We start from the raw sequence: 17,976 nt of genomic DNA on the forward strand, positions 1-17,976 counted from the left end.
CCCCTGTATTTGCATGCTCATAACGGTGAAATCCTTACCGGGTCGCCGGCGCTGCTTTGCAGGCCATGCCAGGTGCTCACCGGCACTTTTACATCATCCGCCAACGTTTCTGCCACCGGGGTCAACAGGCAGCGGAAGTGCTCACCTTCGCCGGCGCTGATCAGGCAGGTTTCACCATCGTTCTGGTGGCTGCCGTGCAGTGTTTTGGGCTGACTGGTCACCAGGGTTTTCAGGCTGTCGGTGCGCACTTCCATCACTGGTCCGCCGTCAAAGATATCGACGTAGCATCCGGGCTGAAAACCTTCGCGCTGGAGCAACTGATAGTTTGGCTCGGTCAGCGGGTGTGGCTGGCCCAGGGCTTCCTGGGCCTCGGTGCTGAGCAGGGTGACGTATACCGGGTTCGGCGGCATGAGTTCGGCGATAAAGGTTTTGCTAAGCTGCCCGGAGTATTGATCGGCGGTTTCAAAGTCCATATTGAAGAAATGTCGCCCCAGGCTGTCCCAGAAGGGCACGCTGCCGTTTTCGTGCTGTATGCCCTGGATTTCAACCACCGTTCGGTTGGTGAACCATTCCCGGTGGCTGGCAATGAACATCATTCGGGCCCGGGATAGCAGCTCGAATACCGGGGTGTTGCGGTGTTGTTCTCTCAGGGTGAAGGAGCACAGCAGGGTCAGGTCTGTGAGCGCGTGGCTCGGGTACAGGACTTCGACACGGCGCGAGACGTTGAGTTCGTGGGAGGCGTGGATGAGGTAGTCGCGCCGGTAGTTGTAAAATGGCTGGCCATTGCCGGCGCGGCTGTCGATGCCTGCGGTGCCAGCGATTTCGCCGGTGTCGGTGTTTTCGAGTACGAACAGGAAGCGGCGCGGGGTGCCTTCGGGGGCGTTGTCGGCCAGGGAGGCCCGGGAGTGCTGGATTTTCCGGGCCAGGGTTTCTTCGGTTTTGGGCAGGGTGGACGAGAGCCTGGCGGTTTGGGCGCCGGCTATGTCCAGGATTTGTTGCAGGTCATCCAGTTTGGCTGGTCTGACTCGCCACATGGTGTTTACTCCCCGGTTCTAACTGACACGGTTGAGTTTGACGGCCGCCCATATGGCAGCCCCCCTGTCCGGAAACCGCTACGAGCACATCCATGTGCACTTCTCTCCGGCCATCCTTGGCCTCCGACATTTCCGGACAGGGGGGCTGCCATACGGGCTACGTTGTCTTATGCCTTCAGCTTTTTCACTGCTGCTTCGAAACGCTCTAAAGCTTCCTCAATATCCGTTTCCGGAATGATCAGCGAAGGCGCCAGCCGCACCACATTGGCTCCGGCCACCAGGACCATCACGCCCTCATCCAGGCCGGCGTTCAGGAAATCTTTGGCCTTGCCCTGCCATTGTTCGGTCAGCACACAACCCAAGAGTAGACCAGCACCGCGAACTTCGGAGAACACGCCGTAGCGTTCACCGATGTCCATCATGCCTTTGCGCAATTTCTCGGAGCGGGCTTTGACGCCCTTGAGGATTTCCGGCTGGCTGACGGTGTCGATGACTTTCTGGGCCACAGCGCAGGCCAGCGCGTTGCCGCCGTAGGTGCTGCCGTGGGTACCTACGCCCAGACTGGCCGCGACTTTGGCGGTAGTGAGCATGGCGGCAACGGGGAAGCCGCCACCCAGGCCTTTGGCGCTGGAGAGGATGTCCGGTGTTACGTCGTACATTTCGTAGGCGTACAGGTAGCCGGTGCGGCCTACGCCGCTTTGGACTTCGTCGAAGACCAGCAGGGCGTTGTGTTCGTCGCAGAGGTCTCGCAGTCCTTGCAGGAATTCGGGATCTGCCGGCATGACGCCGCCTTCGCCCTGGACGGGCTCGACCACGACAGCGCAGGTTTTCTCTTTGGAGATCAGCGCTTTTACCGAGTCCAGGTTGTTGAATTCGGCGTGATGGATGCCTCCAGGGGCCGGTTCAAAGCCTTCCAGGTATTTGGGCTGGCCACCCACGCTGACGGTGAACAGGGTGCGGCCGTGGAAGGAGTTCTTGAACGAAATGATCTCGTGTTTTTCCGGGCCGTAGTGTTCCCACGCGTAGCGACGGGCCAGTTTGAAGGCGGCTTCGTTGGCTTCGGCGCCGGAGTTGGCGAAGAACACCCGTTCGGCGAAGGTGAGGTCGCACAGGGTTTTGGCCAGCCGCAGGGCCGGCTCGTTGGTCATGACGTTGGACAGGTGCCAGATTTTTTCTGACTGTTCCTGTAACGCACCCAGTAGCCCCGGGTGGGCATGGCCCAGGCTGGTGACGGCAATCCCGCCCTGCAAATCCACGAATTCTCGGCCTTCCTGATCCCACACGCGGGAGCCTTCGCCTCGCACCGGGATGATGGTTCCGGGGGCGTAGTTGGGCACCATGACTTCATCAAAAAGTTCGCGGGAGACAGGTTCTCTGTTCATGGATCTCTCTCTGAGTGGATGAATTCCTCCCCATAATACGCCACTCAGGGCATAAGAACAGCCGGTTGTGTTATAGCATGTAACTCGATGATGCGATGGTGGTTTCGATCTTTCCCCAGGAGCGCTTTAATGAGCAGCTTGTAGGAATCCAGATCAAAGGTGACCGGGTCTTCGCCGGGCTGATAGTCGTGCAGATCGGCCTCGGTGTGCTGGTCGCTGCGCAGCGTTTCTATATGAATCCAGTTCCAGATGATCAGCCAGTCCGTGCGTCCGTTTTCCGGGTTTTCTTCGGCCAGGGCAACTGGGCCGGGCCAGGGCCAGGTTTTCAGACGCAGATTATGAAAGGCGATCTGCATGCGCAGGTTGAACCGGGTGACGTCTTCCGCGCCTTCACAGGCACCTTTGCACCGCCCCAGGGATCGTTGAAAGCATGGTCCCGGGGTTGCCGGCTCCAACCCCAGGAGTTTTCCGCACAGGTCGTTTTTGCTGGCGATGCCCCGTAACGCACTTAACGCGTCCCGCTTGCTGCGAAACAGGCCGAAGTAATCTCCCAGTTGATCCGGCGTGATGGTTCTGGCCAACTCGGCATTCAGGTAGCCGGAGTTGTCCGGGTGCAGGGCGATGCTGACCAGGCTTTTCGCCGCCCGTGAGCGACGGTTGAACAGCGGGCTCAGGGTCTTTATCTGTTTGAGTTCCAGCAACAGGGCACCTAGCTCTCCGGCAGTTTCGGTGTATTCCACCCGGCGCAGGCTTTCGGACAGCCGGATTCCACGGCTGCTCTGATGATCACCGGAAAAATGCGAGGCCACCCGCTGGCGAATATTGGTGCTTTTGCCCACGTACAGCAGCACATCGTTATCTCCATAAAACCGGTACACACCGGGCCCCGCCGGCAAGTCAGCGAGCATTTCCGCGGGTACGTTGGAGGGTGTGCTGGGGCGCTGGAGCAGGCGGTTGATGGTGGCACCAACGGTGTCTTCGCCATGCTCAAGCAAGGTGTGTTCAAAGAACGCCAGCATGGCAGTGACATCGCCCATGGCCCGGTGGCGCTCAACAGCGGGTAATCCGTGCCGGGCGATCAGCGCATCCATGTTGTGGCGTTCGGCCTCCGGATAGAGCGCCCGGGAAAGTCGAACGGTGCAAAGCACCCGGGCACTGAACAGACGCCCCAATCTGCGGAATTCACTCTTGATAAAACCGTAATCAAAGCGTGCGTTGTGGGCGACAAAAATGCACCCGTCCAGGTGCCGCTCCAGCTCGTCGGCAACGGTCTCAAAACGAGGGGCACTCGCCACCATGGCATTGGAGATACCCGTCAGTCGTTCGATGAACCCGGAGATCCGGGCTTCCGGGTTCAGGAGCGTTTGCCATTCCCCCACAACGGCCCCGTTACGCCAGAAGCGGATACCAATTTCGGTGATCCGATCCCGCTGGGCATTGCCGCCGGTGGTTTCAATATCGACGAAGGCAAACGTAGGTTCAGATAGCATCTCGTGTTTGAAAGTCATCTTGCCCATTACGACCAAAGTACTCCTCCGGATGCCACCATGACTGAATCGAAGGCCTATAGACATTCGTCTAACTAATCACCGATTCTGTTTGAATTGTCATAGATTCGTAACTACTTTGTCTGTGGGTCCAACAACAATAAACGTGTGGAGACAACAACAATGCAAAGCAACAAATTAAGAATGGCAATTCGTGCGACGGCTACGCGCGACTGACTGCCACTTACGATATCAACGAAAAGATCACCGGTGACAACAGTACTCTGGCTGGTGATTTCTCAATGGTTGACGGCTCTGACAATGAAGGTCATTTTGACGCTTCTGCCACACAAAGCCGTATTGGCGTGAAGGCAACTCTGCCGCAAGACTTCAGGATTACCGTTGAAGGTGACTTCGCCAGCGGAGGCAATTTCCGCCTGCGCCACGCTTTCGGTGAGTATAACGGCATCCTCGCCGGTCAAACCTGGTCAAACTACAACAGCTTCACCGGCAATACGCCGACCCTGGACTTCAACGGCAGCGCCGGCTGGGCAGGCTACCAGCTTCGCACAGCTCAGCTTCGCTACACCACGGGCGGACTGTCCGTTGCCCTGGAGGATCCAAAAGGATCTATCGATGACACTACGGAAGAAAAAGACAGCATGCCCGCTGTCACTGCCCGCTATGAGGGCTCCGCGGACGCTCTGTCATTTGCTGTAGCAGGCCTGGTCAAGCAAAACGCCTATGAGGATGAAACCGCGGATGCAGACGACTCCGCCATGGGTTACGGCATGTTTGGCGCTGCCAAATTCAAGGCTTCAGACATGGTGTCTATCCAAGGCGCCCTGAACTACACAGACGGCGCCAATGCCTATCTGTACCAGTCCGGTTCAGCTGATGCCTACCTCGACGGTGAAGACCTCGAAACCATCTCAGGCTACGGCGCTTCAATCGGCACCAGCTTGTCCCTGGGCAACGGCCGCAGCGTCAACCTGACCTACGGTATGGTGGAACTGGATGTTGAAAATGATGGAGACGAAGAAACCCGCTCCAACATCATTGCCAACTACATGTGGACGCCGGTCAAGAGCGTGATGATGGGCGTTGAATACCAGTACTGGAAAACCGAAACCAAAGGTGGTGACAGCGAAGACGCTAACCGCCTGATGTTCGCAGCACAGTACAACTTCTGATCCTTCCTATCAGAAGTTAACTCAGAATTACCCCGGCTCCGGCTGGGGTTTTTCGTTCCAGGATGGTGCGCCGGCACCATTCCTGCTCAGCTCTCACCTTCCAGCTTCAAAGCCAATTATTCCTTACTTAACATTTTCATAGACTTACCTTCAGTCAAAAGATTTGGCATGACCAATGCAAAAGCCTTGATACGCTGGCGACAGCGAACTCGCATTCCTATCGCAACGACGTGAGGTAACGCCATGAAACTCGCCAAAAACCAAAACCTGTTGTTCGAACTGACCCAACCTGCAGAAGCCTGGGCCATGCAGGATCTGCACGATTATTTCGACTGGATGTTCTTTGCCAACTGACGCGCTTTCAGTCTGACTGTTGTTTCGGTCAGACTGAACTCCAGCCATAAAAAAACGGGCTGCTCCCACAGGAGGACAGCCCGCTTAAGTTTCTCCCCAGCCCTCAGAAGAAGGCCTGGATTCCGGTCTGTGCCCGCCCCAGAATCAGGGCATGGACATCGTAGGTGCCTTCATAGGTATTCACCACTTCCAGGTTCACCAGCTGGCGGGCCACCCCGAATTCATCGCTGATGCCGTTACCACCAAGCATGTCCCGGGCGAGCCTGGCCACATCCGCCAGAGGCCAGTTTGGGCAGGTATATCTGGCGGGTTTCTTCGTTGCCGAATTCGTAGATGGGCACCATCACCAAGGAAGATTGCACGCTCATCATTGAACGGTAGCCGGAATCTACCCGCTCGATCTCCCGGGCGATCAGCCCATAGCTCACATAATTGAGGCCACTGCCGCCGTACTGCTCCGGCAGGGTGGCACCCAGCAGGCCGTTCTCGCCCATTTCACGAAAGATAGCAGGATCGGTGTGTTCATTACGGAAGGCCCGCTAAACATCACACATTCCGGCACTGACAGGCACAGCAATGTGACATCACAATCCGGGCCATATAAAATTTCGAAGCATTGAAGCAAGAAGCTTCTCTCAGCCATTGATAAGGAACGTCAATATGAGCAACCTGGCCCACAGCCGCCTTTCCGACGGCCCTCCCTGCACCTTCTGCGATTTCATTGTTGCAGTGCTTGGCAACAACCACAGTCAGGGGCAACGCCCGGTGGTTTTTCAGACGGCAGAAGCCCCGTTCCCCGGAGTTGAACGGCGCCTGCCGGATGGTATCCAGAAAAGTTATCTGAAAATATCCGGCGATGGCGAATCCGCCCTGCATATCTGGCCTTGGCGCAACCAGCCTGCCAGCTGTGCAGTACTGGAAGTGGATGTCGAATCCGGCGCGCCGATTCACCTTCCGCTCACAGATGCCCCGGCGCCCGAAAGCATCCATTCCGAAACCACCGCCAACATCCTCATGCCCACCGTGCCCATGGCCTGGGTGCGGGGAATGAATCACGAAGGCAAGCACCTGGCCTGGCCGGCACTCGCCCGCCCTGGCTTTCTCTATCTGTTCCGCAACGGCACACTCTGGCGAGAGCTGCAAATCGCCTGGGAAGGCAACCAGCCGCAATTCCGCGACATAAGGCTCGCGGACCATCGCACGGAAGACGGACAATTTACCGAAGACCGCCGCCCCGCCGTGGGCAAGCCGCTGGCCGATGTCTGGGTACCCGTTCGCCTTGACGGCAAGGACCAGTCCCTTGAGGCCGCCTTCAGCGAATCGCCACTCTCCGCAGCGCGGCTGAATTGCCTGCAGAGCGATTCCGGGCTTCGACATTACCGGTGCAGCCAGTTCCGGGACCTTTACCCCGCCGACCAACCCCAGATGGGCTTTGCCCGCTGGCCCGATGCCGCTAAACGAACCGTCTTCCGATTAGACAAAGTTGAAGCACAAAGGCCCAGGGCACCCGCCAAAGAATGGCAGTTTGAGCGGCCCTGGGAGTACCTGGCCGATACCACCGGAACCTACGCCGGCAAAGCACTGGATATGGCGGCCAGCCTTTATGAAGAGTGGAATGCCGGTGAGCGCACCGAGCCCCTGGCCCCCTTCGAACACCCCGAGCCGGCCGCGCTCGGCATTGCGATTCAAAAAGATCTGGACCGCGCTAGCGAAACCCCAGCGAAGCAGCTATTCAGCTACGATGAGTGGCGAACCAGCGATTGCCAGACAGACGCCCTTGAGGATTTGAGAAACCGGGGCGTTTGCGGCCTGCGCATTGAAGATCATTTTTACGAGATGCGGCACCAGCAAGCACGCATCAACACGGCGCGCCATCTGCTGGCACTGTGTGCCGAGAAAGCCCGCAGGCATCCGCAACTGGAAAACGCCCTCCTGGTGAACCAGCTCATCCTGCCTGGGCGAATTGGGCGCCAGAAGAACCCGCTGGCCAAATACAGCCTGGCGCTGCCCTCCAGTGGCCGGCAAAAGATTCGCCGGATACTGATGACCGAAGAGCGCACCCTGGGCCAACACTACCTGACCCTGGCCCAGGCCGAACTGCTGCAATGCCTGAAACGCCAGCCCTATCAACAAGCCCTGGCGGACCTGTTCAGCACCGAAGGTTTCGACTATGCCGGTGCTTTCCGTTGCGCCGGGCATTTTATCAGCGACACCCTGGAGCCCGCCTACAAGCAGGACCCACTGGACCCGGAACACAGCCAGCCCAGCCCGGACAGCGACGGCAAGGCCTGGGTAAGGTCGCTTTGTACCGAGCAGGCCGCCGCCAGTGCCTCGCGAGAGGAAGTCTCTCTCGCCCGCATGTTGTGGCCGCAAACCACACCAGACAGCCAAACCGAACCCTACCAGCCCCCAGAAACGCCCGAACCCAACGATGGCACGGGTGTATTCCGGGGCGCAGCGCTCGCCGCCCTGGAAAAGCTGGATTTGCCGGAGGATCTGAGCGAAATACTGACGGTGGAAGGACTGCGTTTAGCTGATGACATTCAAAGCGGCGCACTGACCACTCTGATGCTCGCGGGCATTAACTCCGGCATGAAGGCATTGGACAGCTCGCACAGTGAATTACACCAGTCCATCCGCTCCGCCATGGCCGCGCTGGAGAACAACGACCGACAACTTCAGAACCTGACCGACGAACAAACCCGCCTGGCCCAGCGCCGCGCCGCCCTGAAAGCCGAACACGACGCGGCCAGCCGGGAATGGATGAAGCGCAACAGCGACGAAGCCTTCAGGAAAGAACAGGCCGCCGCCAAAGCCCTCAAAGACTTCGATGACGCCAGTGCGCGGTTGGAACAGCAACACGCCCAAACCCGGCAGGCTATCCAGCAGCGCCTGATGGCCCAGCGCATTGCCGCCATGGCGAACCCGATGGAAGGTATACGCCGCGCCATGCCTGAACTGTTACCCGATTTGAGGCAAATGCCCCTGAGCGACGCCATTGCCCAAGGCAAATACGTACTCGGCCTGGAAGACCTGGGGCCAGATGGCGCACGCTATAACCCGGAAACACCCGCCGCAGGCAAGGCCCTGGTTTGGGTTCTGAGCCGGGACAAGCCCACCACCCAGGCTATCCAGGCACTGACCCGGGCCGAGAATCAGCTGACCCTGGCACGCCGGGCCCTGGCCGAAGCCAATGGCAACCACGAAGAACTCAGGGCGAAGTTGCAGGCGGCCCAGAGCCGGTACAATCAGGTGATCGACGAACTGAAGCAGACCGGCGGCCGGATTCGGGATATCAACGCGGAGATTCGCAAGCTGGAGGGCGAAGCGAAGGCGCACCGGGTGGACCTCAACGCTGCCGAACGAAGCCGGCTGCACCGGGTGCTGAATACACCGGCATTGCCGTTGGTGGTGTTGGCTATTGAGGCAGTTAATGTGGCGAATGCGTTTGGTTCTCTAAAGAGAGCATCCCGTGAACGCAGCGGTTATCGAGCTGTTTCTGGACTATTGTCTTCTGGATACGGCGGAGCCTTAGCGACAATTCTTTTGTCTGAGCGCTTTGCTAACGAGGCCCTGAAACGAAAGATTTCCGCCGTCCTCAGCTATGAGTTCGAGCACCAAGCAGCTACAGCAATTGCAAAAGTCTTCGGCGCAAAAGCGTTGACCGTGAAAATGCTGCTTGGTGGCATCGGAGGTCTGGCCCTGACAGGCGTCAGCCTGTCTGACACCATCTACGCCATAAACACTGGCGATCAGGCGGCTCTGGGCCACGGCATCGTTACTATGGGTGGTGTGGTGACAACACTCTCCGCGATGGTACCCGCCCAACTCACTCTGCTTGGCATGGGTCCTCTGGGCTGGGCCGGTCTCTGCCTGATCCTTGGTGGTGCGGTACTTGTGGCACTCTACGAAGACGAACCCATAGAAAACTGGCTGAAGAACGGTCCTTTCGGCGAACACGACGGACTGCCGCATCTGCAAGGCGACAACAACGCCCTGGATGCCTGGTACCGGCTGGTCTACTTGCTCTCTCAGGTTCGGGTATCAATATACCCGATTCCGGAAATCACCCGCGTAACGCTGAAACGCCAGGGGTTGGCCGATCATGATCTTGCCCAGGCAACACATCTCATCCGTCTTGAGAGTAATCTGCCAGGCATGACTGGCTTCACGGAACAACAACTGACGTTCAAGCTTCAACTGCTCAGCCACCGAGTTAAGCAAGACAGCAACCACTCGGTTCCATTGGCCCCTCAGCAAGTTCCAGACACCGAAATGCAAAGCTACATTCTCCGGGAGGGCGTCACGCCGGATGGTTACGAATACATCGTCAGAACACCCTCCCCCCATACGGAAACGACCAAATTCCTTGGCATACCGCTCAGCACTCACAATGTGAGCTATACCTGGCAACCAAAAGCCCAAATCCGTGTGGAAACGGGCATCCGGGAACTCGCGTTCCCCGCACCGCCACCCAAAGATTCAACCCTTTACGACGCCAGAGACAATGAGCATACGGAGCCGGACTTCAGCGAGAAAAAGCAGCTTTTCTGGATTAATGAATTCAGCAACCCGGGAGCCAAGGGATGACAACCGATAAACCTTCATCGGGATATTACGGCCCGAAGGCCTACGATTCCGAACACCTCCCCCAACAAAAGCGCCCGGCACCGGGCGCCAACCCGGCACTGCCCTGGTTTAACCGAAAAGCCGACCGGAAGCTGCCTTGGGGGCACACAGAGGATGTCGTGCCACAGATCATTCGACGGCGAAATCGTCCCGAAATACTCCGGAAGTTCGAGAAAAACCCACTGCCGTTCGGGGATCTGCAGACTCATCAGCGCATTGACCATGAATGCTATCGCCATGCGACAGCAGCACTAAGAACACGCACCCTTTTGTTTTTCAGTGCGTTTGGCAACCCCATCATCATTGCCTTTATGATGTTCCCAATCGCCTTAGGGTTTGCAGGCCATCTCCATATTCGGCCAAAGAGTGAGCCGTTCGGGGCGACTCTTCTTGCATTTCTCCCAATACTAGCAACGTTCTTAGGGCCCTTAATCGCCTGCAACCTCATCCCCACTGCCCTGTTCAAACTCTTCCCCCGGCAGCTCATCAAGCCGGACAAGGGCCCGCTGTGGGAACTCAATCGCCGCTCTGGCCTGGTGACGGTGTTTCACTACGATAAAAACGGCTCCTGGGGCAAAACCGGGCAGCCAGAAGAAGAGTCCGCCCCGTTTTACGAGTTCGATGCCTACACCTCCAACGAATTGATCCACGGCGGCGGGGTGGTGCACACCCTGTACCTGGCTCACCGGTATCGCAACATCCTGATTCCCATTGGCACCCTGATCGGCAAAACCAACCCCGAGGAATGCTACGCCCTGTGGGACCTGTTCCAAAACTTCATGGACACCAGCCGACCCCTGCCGGACATTCCCCTTTGGGAAGAACACCGCCCAAACGACCCGGTTACCGCCGAACACGACCGGCGAACAAACCGCCCACCCCGTTACTGGCGGGATATGGATAACGACACCTGGAAACAGAAAAACGACGAGATGGCGCTGCAGGTGCTGCGGCTGAACACCCCAGGGCGGCTGGATATCATGCGGAATAGTTGGGCGTACTCACCAAGGCCTCGGCGACAGCGGCCCGTCGCCTCACGGCAGGCCACAGAGTGAAGAGTATGGAAGCCACAGCATGACGATGGATAAACCTGCATCGGGATACTACGGCCCGGAAGCCTACAATTCCGAACACCTCCCCCAACAAAAGCGCCCGGCACCGGGCGCTAATCCGGCACAACCCTGGTTTAACCAAAAAGCTGACCGAAAACTGCCTTGGGGGCACACAGAAGATGTCGTGCCGCAAATCATTAGGCGGCGAAATCGTCCCGAAATTCTCCGGAAGTTCGAGAAAAACCCGACCCCGTTCGGAGATCTGCAGAGCTATCAGCGCATTGACCATGAATGCTATCGGCATGCGACGGCGGCACTGCGGACCCGTATTCTTCTGTTTTTCAATGCCTTCGGTAACCCCTTCGTCATCGCCTTTATGATGCTGCCGGTAACAATTGGCTTTTTCTCCCACTGGAGACTTAGCCCACCAGACGAAACCTTTGGCCAGATGCTGATTGCTTTTATCCCAATTCTGGCCATTTTTGTCGGGCCCCTTATCGCCTGCAACCTCATCCCCACCGCCCTGTTCAAACTCTTCCCCCGGCAGCTCATCAAGCCCGACAAGGGCCCACTATGGGAACTCAATCGCCGCACTGGTCTGGTAACGGTGTATCACTACGATAAAAAAGGCACCTGGGGCAAAACCGGCCAGCCGGAGGAAGAAACCGCCCCTTTTTACGAATTCGACGCTTACACCTCCAACGAACTGATCCACGGCGGCGGGGTCGTGCACACCCTGTACCTGGCCCACCGGTACCGCAACATCCTGATCCCCATCGGCACCCTGATCGGCAAAACCAACCCCGAGGAGTGCTACGCCCTTTGGGACATGTTCCAGAACTTCATGGACACCAGCCGGCCGCTACCGGACATTCCCCTCTGGGAAGAACATCGCCCCAACGACCCGGTCACCGCCGAACACGACCGACGAACCAACCGCCCACCCCGTTACTGGCGGGATATGGATAACGACACCTGGAAACAGAAAAACGACGAGATGGCGCTTCAGGTGCTGCGGCTGAACACCCCGGGACGGCTGGATATCATGAGGAATAGTTGGGCGTACTCACCAAGGCCTCGGCGACAGCGGCCCGTTACTTCAAGGCAGGCCACTGAGTGAACGTATTGGTAACCACGGGATGACAACCGATAAACCTGCATCGGGATACTACGGCCCGAAGGCCTATGATTCCGAACACATCCCCCAGCAAAAGCGCCCGGCACCGGGCGCTAATCCGGCACAACCCTGGTTTAACCGAAAAGTTGACCGGAAACTGCCCTGGGGTCACACAGAAGATGTCGTGCCGCAAATCATTAGGCGGCGAAATCGTCCCGAAATTCTCCGGAAGTTCGAGAAAAAACCACTGCCGTTCGGAGATCTGCAGACTCATCAGCGCATTGACCACGAGCGCTATCGTCATGCCACAGCAGCATTAAGAACACGCATCCTTTTGTTTTTCAATGCGTTTGGCAATCCAATAATTATGGCATTCATTGCCTTCCCCATGCTTTTCACGTTTTTAACCAATTGGTATCACCAACCCTCTGGAACTGGCTTTATCGATGCAATCGTCGATTTTTCACCCTTTGTCGCCCTTGTCTACGCGCCCTTTATCGCCTGCAACCTCATCCCCACCGCCCTGTTCAAACTCTTCCCCCGGCAGCTCATCAAGCCGGACAAGGGCCCGCTGTGGGAACTCAATCGCCGCACCGGCCTGGTGACGGTGTTTCACTACGATAAAAAAGGCACCTGGGGCCAAATCGGCCAGCCAGAAGAAGAGTCCGCCCCGTTTTACGAGTTCGATGCCTACACCTCCAACGAACTGATCCACGGCGGCGGGGTGGTGCACACCCTGTACCTGGCCCACCGGTACCGCAACATCCTGATCCCCATCGGCACCCTGATCGGCAAAACCAACCCCGAGGAATGCTATGCCCTGTGGGACATGTTCCAGAACTTCATGGATACCAGCCGCCCCCTGCCGGACATTCCCCTCTGGGAAGAACACCGCCCCAACGACCCCGTCACCGCCGAACACGACCGGCGAACAAACCGCCCACCCCGTTACTGGCGGGACATGGATAACGACACCTGGAAACAGAAAAACGACGAGATGGCACTTCAGGTGCTGCGGCTGAACACCCCGGGGCGGCTGGATATCATGAGGAATAGTTGGGCACACTCACCAAGGAGACGCCGGCAACGTATGGCTTCAGCAGAGTAGATACCTTACGCCAGCCATAAACGGCGGCCGACAGGGGCATCCGTCGGAGGCCGAAAGTCAGAACGAGCCTGATGCAGCAAATTGGTAGAGATTTGGCCAGACTCAACGCAAAACCGAGAAAGCCGCCCAGCAACTAAAAAGCTACGGAGCGGCCCTCGACTCAGGACTACAGCAACAAGGTCCGAATATCCCCCAGCAGCTGCGTCAGCAGGTTGGTAAACCGGGCCGCATCTGCCCCGTTCACCGCACGGTGGTCGTAAGACAGCGACAGCGGAAGCATCAGCCGCGGCTGGAACTCCTTGCCGTCCCACACCGGCTTCATAGAAGCCTTGGAGACACCCAGGATCGCCACTTCCGGCGTGTTCACAATCGGTGTGAACGCGGTGCCACCAATACCGCCCAGGCTGGTGATGGTAAAGCAGGCGCCCTGCATTTCTGCCGGCTTCAGCTGCTTGTCCCTCGCCTTCTGGGCCAGCTCGGCGCTTTCTGCCGCCAGCTCCCACAGGCCTTTCTGGTCGACATCCCGGATCACCGGAACCATCAGGCCATGAGGCGTATCCACCGCAATGCCGATGTGGATGTACTTCTTGCGCACCACCTCTTTGCGCTCCATGTCCAGGGACACGTTGAACTGAGGCAGTTCCGCCAGTGCCGCCGCGCAGGCCTTGAGCAGGAACGGCAGCGGGGTCATTTTCACGCCACGCTTTTCGCCGGCCGCTTTCTGGCCCTTGCGGAAGGCTTCCATTTCGGTGATGTCGGCATCGTCGAACTGGGTTACGTGGGGCACGTTCAGCCAACTGCGCTGCATGTTGGTGGCCGTGGCCGCCATCATGCGGGACATGCCTTCACGCTCGATCTCACCAAACTGGCTGAAGTCCGGCAGTTTCACGCCCGGAATGCCAGAGCCAGTGGCCACGCCACCGCCCTGCTGGGCCTGCTGTAACTGGCTCTTCACGTAGGCGTGGACATCGTCTTTCACGATCCGGCCTTTCGGGCCAGAGCCTTTCACGCGAGTGAGGTCGGCACCCAGTTCCCGAGCCAGTTTGCGCACGGCCGGGCCGGCGTGCACCTTGGTGCCAGGTGAAGGCGGCTCGTAGGTGGAACCCTGCGGCTGGGGCGCCGATTCCTGCTTGCCCTGTTTTTGCTCCGGTTTGCTTTCCTGGCTGTCTGGCTGGGAGCTTTCTCCGGAGTCTGCAGAGTCTTCCTCTTCACCACCATCGTCTTCGATGGTCATTTCCAGCAGGTCTGAACCTTCGGAGAGCTTGTCGCCTTCCTTCACCAGAATCTTGCCGATCTTGCCAGCGTAGGGTGACGGAATTTCCATGGTGGCCTTGTCGGACTCCACTGTTACCAGCGGATCTTCCTCACCAACCGTATCGCCTTCAGCCACGTTGATTTCAATCACCGGCACATCTTCAAAGCCATCCAGCGAAGGCACTTTCACCACTTCGGTGCGAGAGCCGCCGGACTTTTTCCTGGGCGCCGGTTTGCTGTCTTCGGATTTGGCCTCGGTTTTACTTTCTGCTTTCGGCTCGGGCTCGTCGGATTTGTCGCTGCCGTCGTCGTCCGAGCCCCCAGCATCACCGCTGGCGGCCAGCATGCCGATCACGTCGCCCTCTTTCACCTTGTCACCCACTTTCACTGTGATTTTGGTGATCTTGCCGGCCGCAGGTGCCGGCAGTTCTACCGAGGCTTTGTCAGACTCAACGGTCAGAATCGGATCTTCTTCTTCAACCGAATCCCCTTCACTGACGATGATTTCGATGATCTCGACTTCATCAGCACCGCCGAGATCGGGAACCTTGATTTCCTGTTCACTCATGGCGGTCTCCTTAGCTCAGCACCGGGTTCGGTTTGTTGCGATCGATTCCGTACTTGCGCATGGCTTCGAGAACCTGCTCCTGTTTGATCTCACCATCTTTAGCCAGGGCGGCCAGTGCAGTCACCGCCACATAGTAACGATCCACCTCGAAGAAATTACGGAGCTTCTCACGGGTATCGCTGCGGCCGAAACCGTCGGTGCCCAGGGTCATGTAGGTTTTCGGGATGAATGCCCGCAACTGCTCGGAGTGCAGTTTGATGTAGTCGGTAGACGACACCACCGGCCCCTGGGCTTTCTCCAGGCACTGGGTGACGTAAGCCTTGCGCGGCTTGTCATCCGGGTGCAGGTGGTTCCAGCGCTCCACATGCTGGCCATCACGGGCCAGTTCGTTGAAGCTGGTGACACTCCAGACATCCGAGGCCACACCCCAGTCGTCCTTCAGCATCTGCGCCGCGGCACGGACTTCGTTCATGATCGCGCCGGAGCCCAGCAGCTGAACCCGCGGGCTCTTCTTGCGGCCCTTGGTTTCCACCGACTCGAACTTGTACATACCCTTGATGATGCCGTCTTCAGAGTCTTTCGGCATCGCCGGCTGTTCGTAGTTCTCGTTTTCGATGGTCAGGTAGTAGAAGACGTTCTGGTTATCTTCAAACATCTCCTTCATACCATGACGGATCACCACGGCCATCTCGTAGCCGTATGCCGGGTCGTAGGCCTTACAGTTGGGAATGGTGTTGGCCAGAATGTGGCTGTGGCCGTCCTGGTGCTGCAGGCCTTCGCCGTTCAGGGTCGTCCGGCCGGCGGTACCGCCGATCAGGAAGCCTCGGGCCTGCATGTCGCCGGAAGCCCAGGCCAGGTCGCCCACGCGCTGGAAGCCGAACATGGAATAGAACACGTAGAACGGAATCAGCGGGAAGCTGTTAGTGCTGTAAGACGTAGCCGCCGCCATCCAGGTGGACATGGCACCGTCTTCGTTGATGCCTTCCTGCAGGATCTGGCCCTTCTTGTCCTCCCGGTAGTACATGATCTGGTCACGGTCCTGGGGCACGTATTTCTGGCCTTCCGCCGTGTAGATACCCAACTGACGGAACATGCCTTCCATACCGAAAGTACGGGCTTCGTCCGGCACGATAGGCACCACGCGCTTGCCGATGCGCTTGTCTTTGACCAAGGCACTCAGAATGCGGACAAAGGCCATGGTAGTGGAGATCTCACGGCCGTCAGACCCTTCCAGCACCTGCTTGAAGATATCCAGTTCGGGGATCTGCAGCGGCTGGCAATCCTTGTTGCGCTTGGGATAGAAACCACCTAGCTCCTGCCGGCGCTTCTTCATATAGACCAGCTCCGGGCTGTCCGGCGCCGGACGGTAATAAGGTACATCTTCCAGTTCTTCGTCTTTCAGCGGCACACCGAAACGATCCCGGAATGCTTTCAGGGTGTCGATGTCCAGCTTCTTCAAAGAGTGTGCCGTGTTCTGGGCTTCACCCGCCGCACCAAAACCATAGCCCTTGATGGTGTGGGCCAGAATCACGGTGGGCTTGCCGTTGGCCTGGTTCACAGCCTTGTGATAAGCCGCGTAGACCTTGTAAGGGTCGTGGCCGCCGCGGTTCAGTTTGCTGATATCCTCGTCCGACAGATTTTCCGCCAGCTTGGCCAGCTCCGGATGCTTGCCGAAGAATTCCTTGCGGGTATAGGCCGGGCCTTTGAACGTCAGGTTCTGAAGTTCGCCATCGCACAGCTCGTCCATGGCCCGTTGCATCACGCCATCCTCGTCTTTCTCGAACAGCGGATCCCACATGCGGCCCCAGACCACCTTGATAACGTTCCAGCCAGCACCGCGGAACACACCTTCCAGCTCCTGAACAATCTTGCCATTGCCCCGTACCGGGCCGTCCAGGCGCTGCAGGTTGCAGTTGACCACCCAGATCAGGTTATCCAGCTTCTCGCGGCCGGCCTTGGAGATAGACCCCAGGGTTTCCGGCTCATCGCACTCGCCGTCACCGACAAACGCCCACACTTTGCGGCCGTCCATGTCGATCAGCTCGCGACTGTGCAGGTACTTCATGACGTGGGCCTGGTAGATGGACTGAATTGGCCCCAGACCCATGGATACCGTCGGGAACTGCCAGTAATCCGGCATCAGCCAGGGGTGCGGGTAGGAAGACAGGCCTTCGCCATCCACTTCTTCGCGGTACTTGTCCAGCTGTTCTTCGCTGAAACGACCTTCCAGGAAGGAACGGGCGTAGATACCGGGCGATGCGTGGCCCTGGAAATACACCAGGTCTGACGCGCGTTCGTCGCCACCGCCATGGAAGAAGTAGTTGAAGCCCACATCATAAAGGGTGGCTGCAGAAGAGAAGGTGGAGATATGGCCACCCAGGTCACCCGGGCGCTTGTTGGCCCGTACCACCATGGCCATGGCGTTCCATCGAATCAGCGAGCGAATGCGGCGCTCCATGAACAGATCGCCCGGCATGCGAGATTCCTGGGTCACAGGGATGCTGTTACGGAATGGCGTAGTTATGGAATAAGGCAGTTCGGTGCCATCGCGGCTGGCTCGCTCGGAAAGCCGTTCAAGAATGTATTTGGCCCTGTCTACGCCTTCGTTCTCAATCAGAGATTCCAGCGCATCCAGCCATTCACTGGTTTCAATGGGATCATCATCCTGGTACATCAAACCCTCCCCTTGGCATCAAAAGGTGCAACGCCGGCCACGATCAGCGGCCAAAGACGGTGCGAAGTCGATAAGCTGCGATAGTATGCAGTATTTTTTTGTGGAAACGTCAGCTTGTAAGAAA

The 17,976-nt window shown here is 58.0% G+C and carries 10 protein-coding genes and 1 pseudogene; 5 read left to right on the top strand and 6 right to left on the bottom strand.

Going from position 1 to position 17,976, the window contains the following annotated elements; genetic code table 11:
- Positions 1–17 precede the first annotated feature (17 nt).
- The 3 genes from ACSSVV_RS04315 to ACSSVV_RS04325 form a co-directional block, all read right to left on the bottom strand.
- Positions 18–1,034 (bottom strand): arginine N-succinyltransferase, encoded by a 1,017-nt coding sequence (locus tag ACSSVV_RS04315; RefSeq protein WP_454105629.1) that lies wholly within the window; start codon positions 1,032–1,034, stop codon positions 18–20.
- 167 nt (positions 1,035–1,201) lie between these two features.
- On the bottom strand, positions 1,202–2,416 hold the full coding sequence (locus ACSSVV_RS04320) for an aspartate aminotransferase family protein (protein WP_454105630.1): 1,215 nt from the start codon (positions 2,414–2,416) through the stop codon (positions 1,202–1,204).
- A 44-nt stretch (positions 2,417–2,460) separates the two neighbouring features.
- Positions 2,461–3,924, bottom strand: coding sequence for an exonuclease domain-containing protein (locus ACSSVV_RS04325; RefSeq protein WP_036148721.1), 1,464 nt, complete (start codon positions 3,922–3,924; stop codon positions 2,461–2,463).
- 230 nt (positions 3,925–4,154) lie between these two features.
- On the opposite strand from ACSSVV_RS04325, the gene ACSSVV_RS04330 reads away from it, so the two are divergent.
- On the top strand, positions 4,155–5,096 hold the full coding sequence (locus ACSSVV_RS04330; RefSeq protein ID WP_264673085.1) for a DcaP family trimeric outer membrane transporter: 942 nt from the start codon (positions 4,155–4,157) through the stop codon (positions 5,094–5,096).
- Between the two features lie 457 nt (positions 5,097–5,553).
- Here the strand turns inward: ACSSVV_RS04330 and ACSSVV_RS04335 are convergent.
- Positions 5,554–5,986, bottom strand: a pseudogene (locus tag ACSSVV_RS04335) (acyl-CoA dehydrogenase family protein); the annotation flags it as partial.
- A 124-nt stretch (positions 5,987–6,110) separates the two neighbouring features.
- On the opposite strand from ACSSVV_RS04335, the gene ACSSVV_RS04340 reads away from it, so the two are divergent.
- Genes ACSSVV_RS04340 through ACSSVV_RS04355 form a run of 4 tightly spaced genes read left to right on the top strand, consistent with a single transcriptional unit; the run spans position 6,111 to position 13,356 of the window.
- Complete coding sequence (locus ACSSVV_RS04340) at positions 6,111–10,040, top strand: ABC transporter permease (protein ID WP_454105631.1); 3,930 nt, start codon at positions 6,111–6,113, stop codon at positions 10,038–10,040.
- Complete coding sequence (locus tag ACSSVV_RS04345; protein ID WP_454105632.1) at positions 10,037–11,134, top strand: hypothetical protein; 1,098 nt, start codon at positions 10,037–10,039, stop codon at positions 11,132–11,134. The genes ACSSVV_RS04340 and ACSSVV_RS04345 overlap by 4 nt, the downstream gene beginning before the upstream one ends.
- A gap of 19 nt (positions 11,135–11,153) precedes the next feature.
- The gene (locus tag ACSSVV_RS04350; RefSeq protein WP_454105633.1) at positions 11,154–12,251 is read left to right on the top strand and encodes a hypothetical protein; all 1,098 of its coding nucleotides are present in this window, start codon (positions 11,154–11,156) and stop codon (positions 12,249–12,251) included.
- A gap of 19 nt (positions 12,252–12,270) precedes the next feature.
- A complete protein-coding gene (locus tag ACSSVV_RS04355) occupies positions 12,271–13,356 on the top strand; it encodes a hypothetical protein (protein WP_454105634.1) in 1,086 nt (361 codons plus the stop codon).
- A gap of 166 nt (positions 13,357–13,522) precedes the next feature.
- Here ACSSVV_RS04355 and aceF read toward each other — a convergent pair whose 3' ends face one another.
- Both aceF and aceE read right to left on the bottom strand, forming a co-directional pair.
- Positions 13,523–15,178 (bottom strand): dihydrolipoyllysine-residue acetyltransferase, encoded by a 1,656-nt coding sequence (gene aceF, locus ACSSVV_RS04360; protein ID WP_022991301.1) that lies wholly within the window; start codon positions 15,176–15,178, stop codon positions 13,523–13,525.
- Positions 15,179–15,188: 10 nt separating this feature from the next.
- On the bottom strand, positions 15,189–17,852 hold the full coding sequence (gene aceE, locus ACSSVV_RS04365) for a pyruvate dehydrogenase (acetyl-transferring), homodimeric type (RefSeq protein ID WP_454105635.1): 2,664 nt from the start codon (positions 17,850–17,852) through the stop codon (positions 15,189–15,191).
- Positions 17,853–17,976: the final 124 nt, after the last annotated feature.

The sequence above is a fragment of the Marinobacter sp. MBR-105 genome, assembly GCF_053628895.1.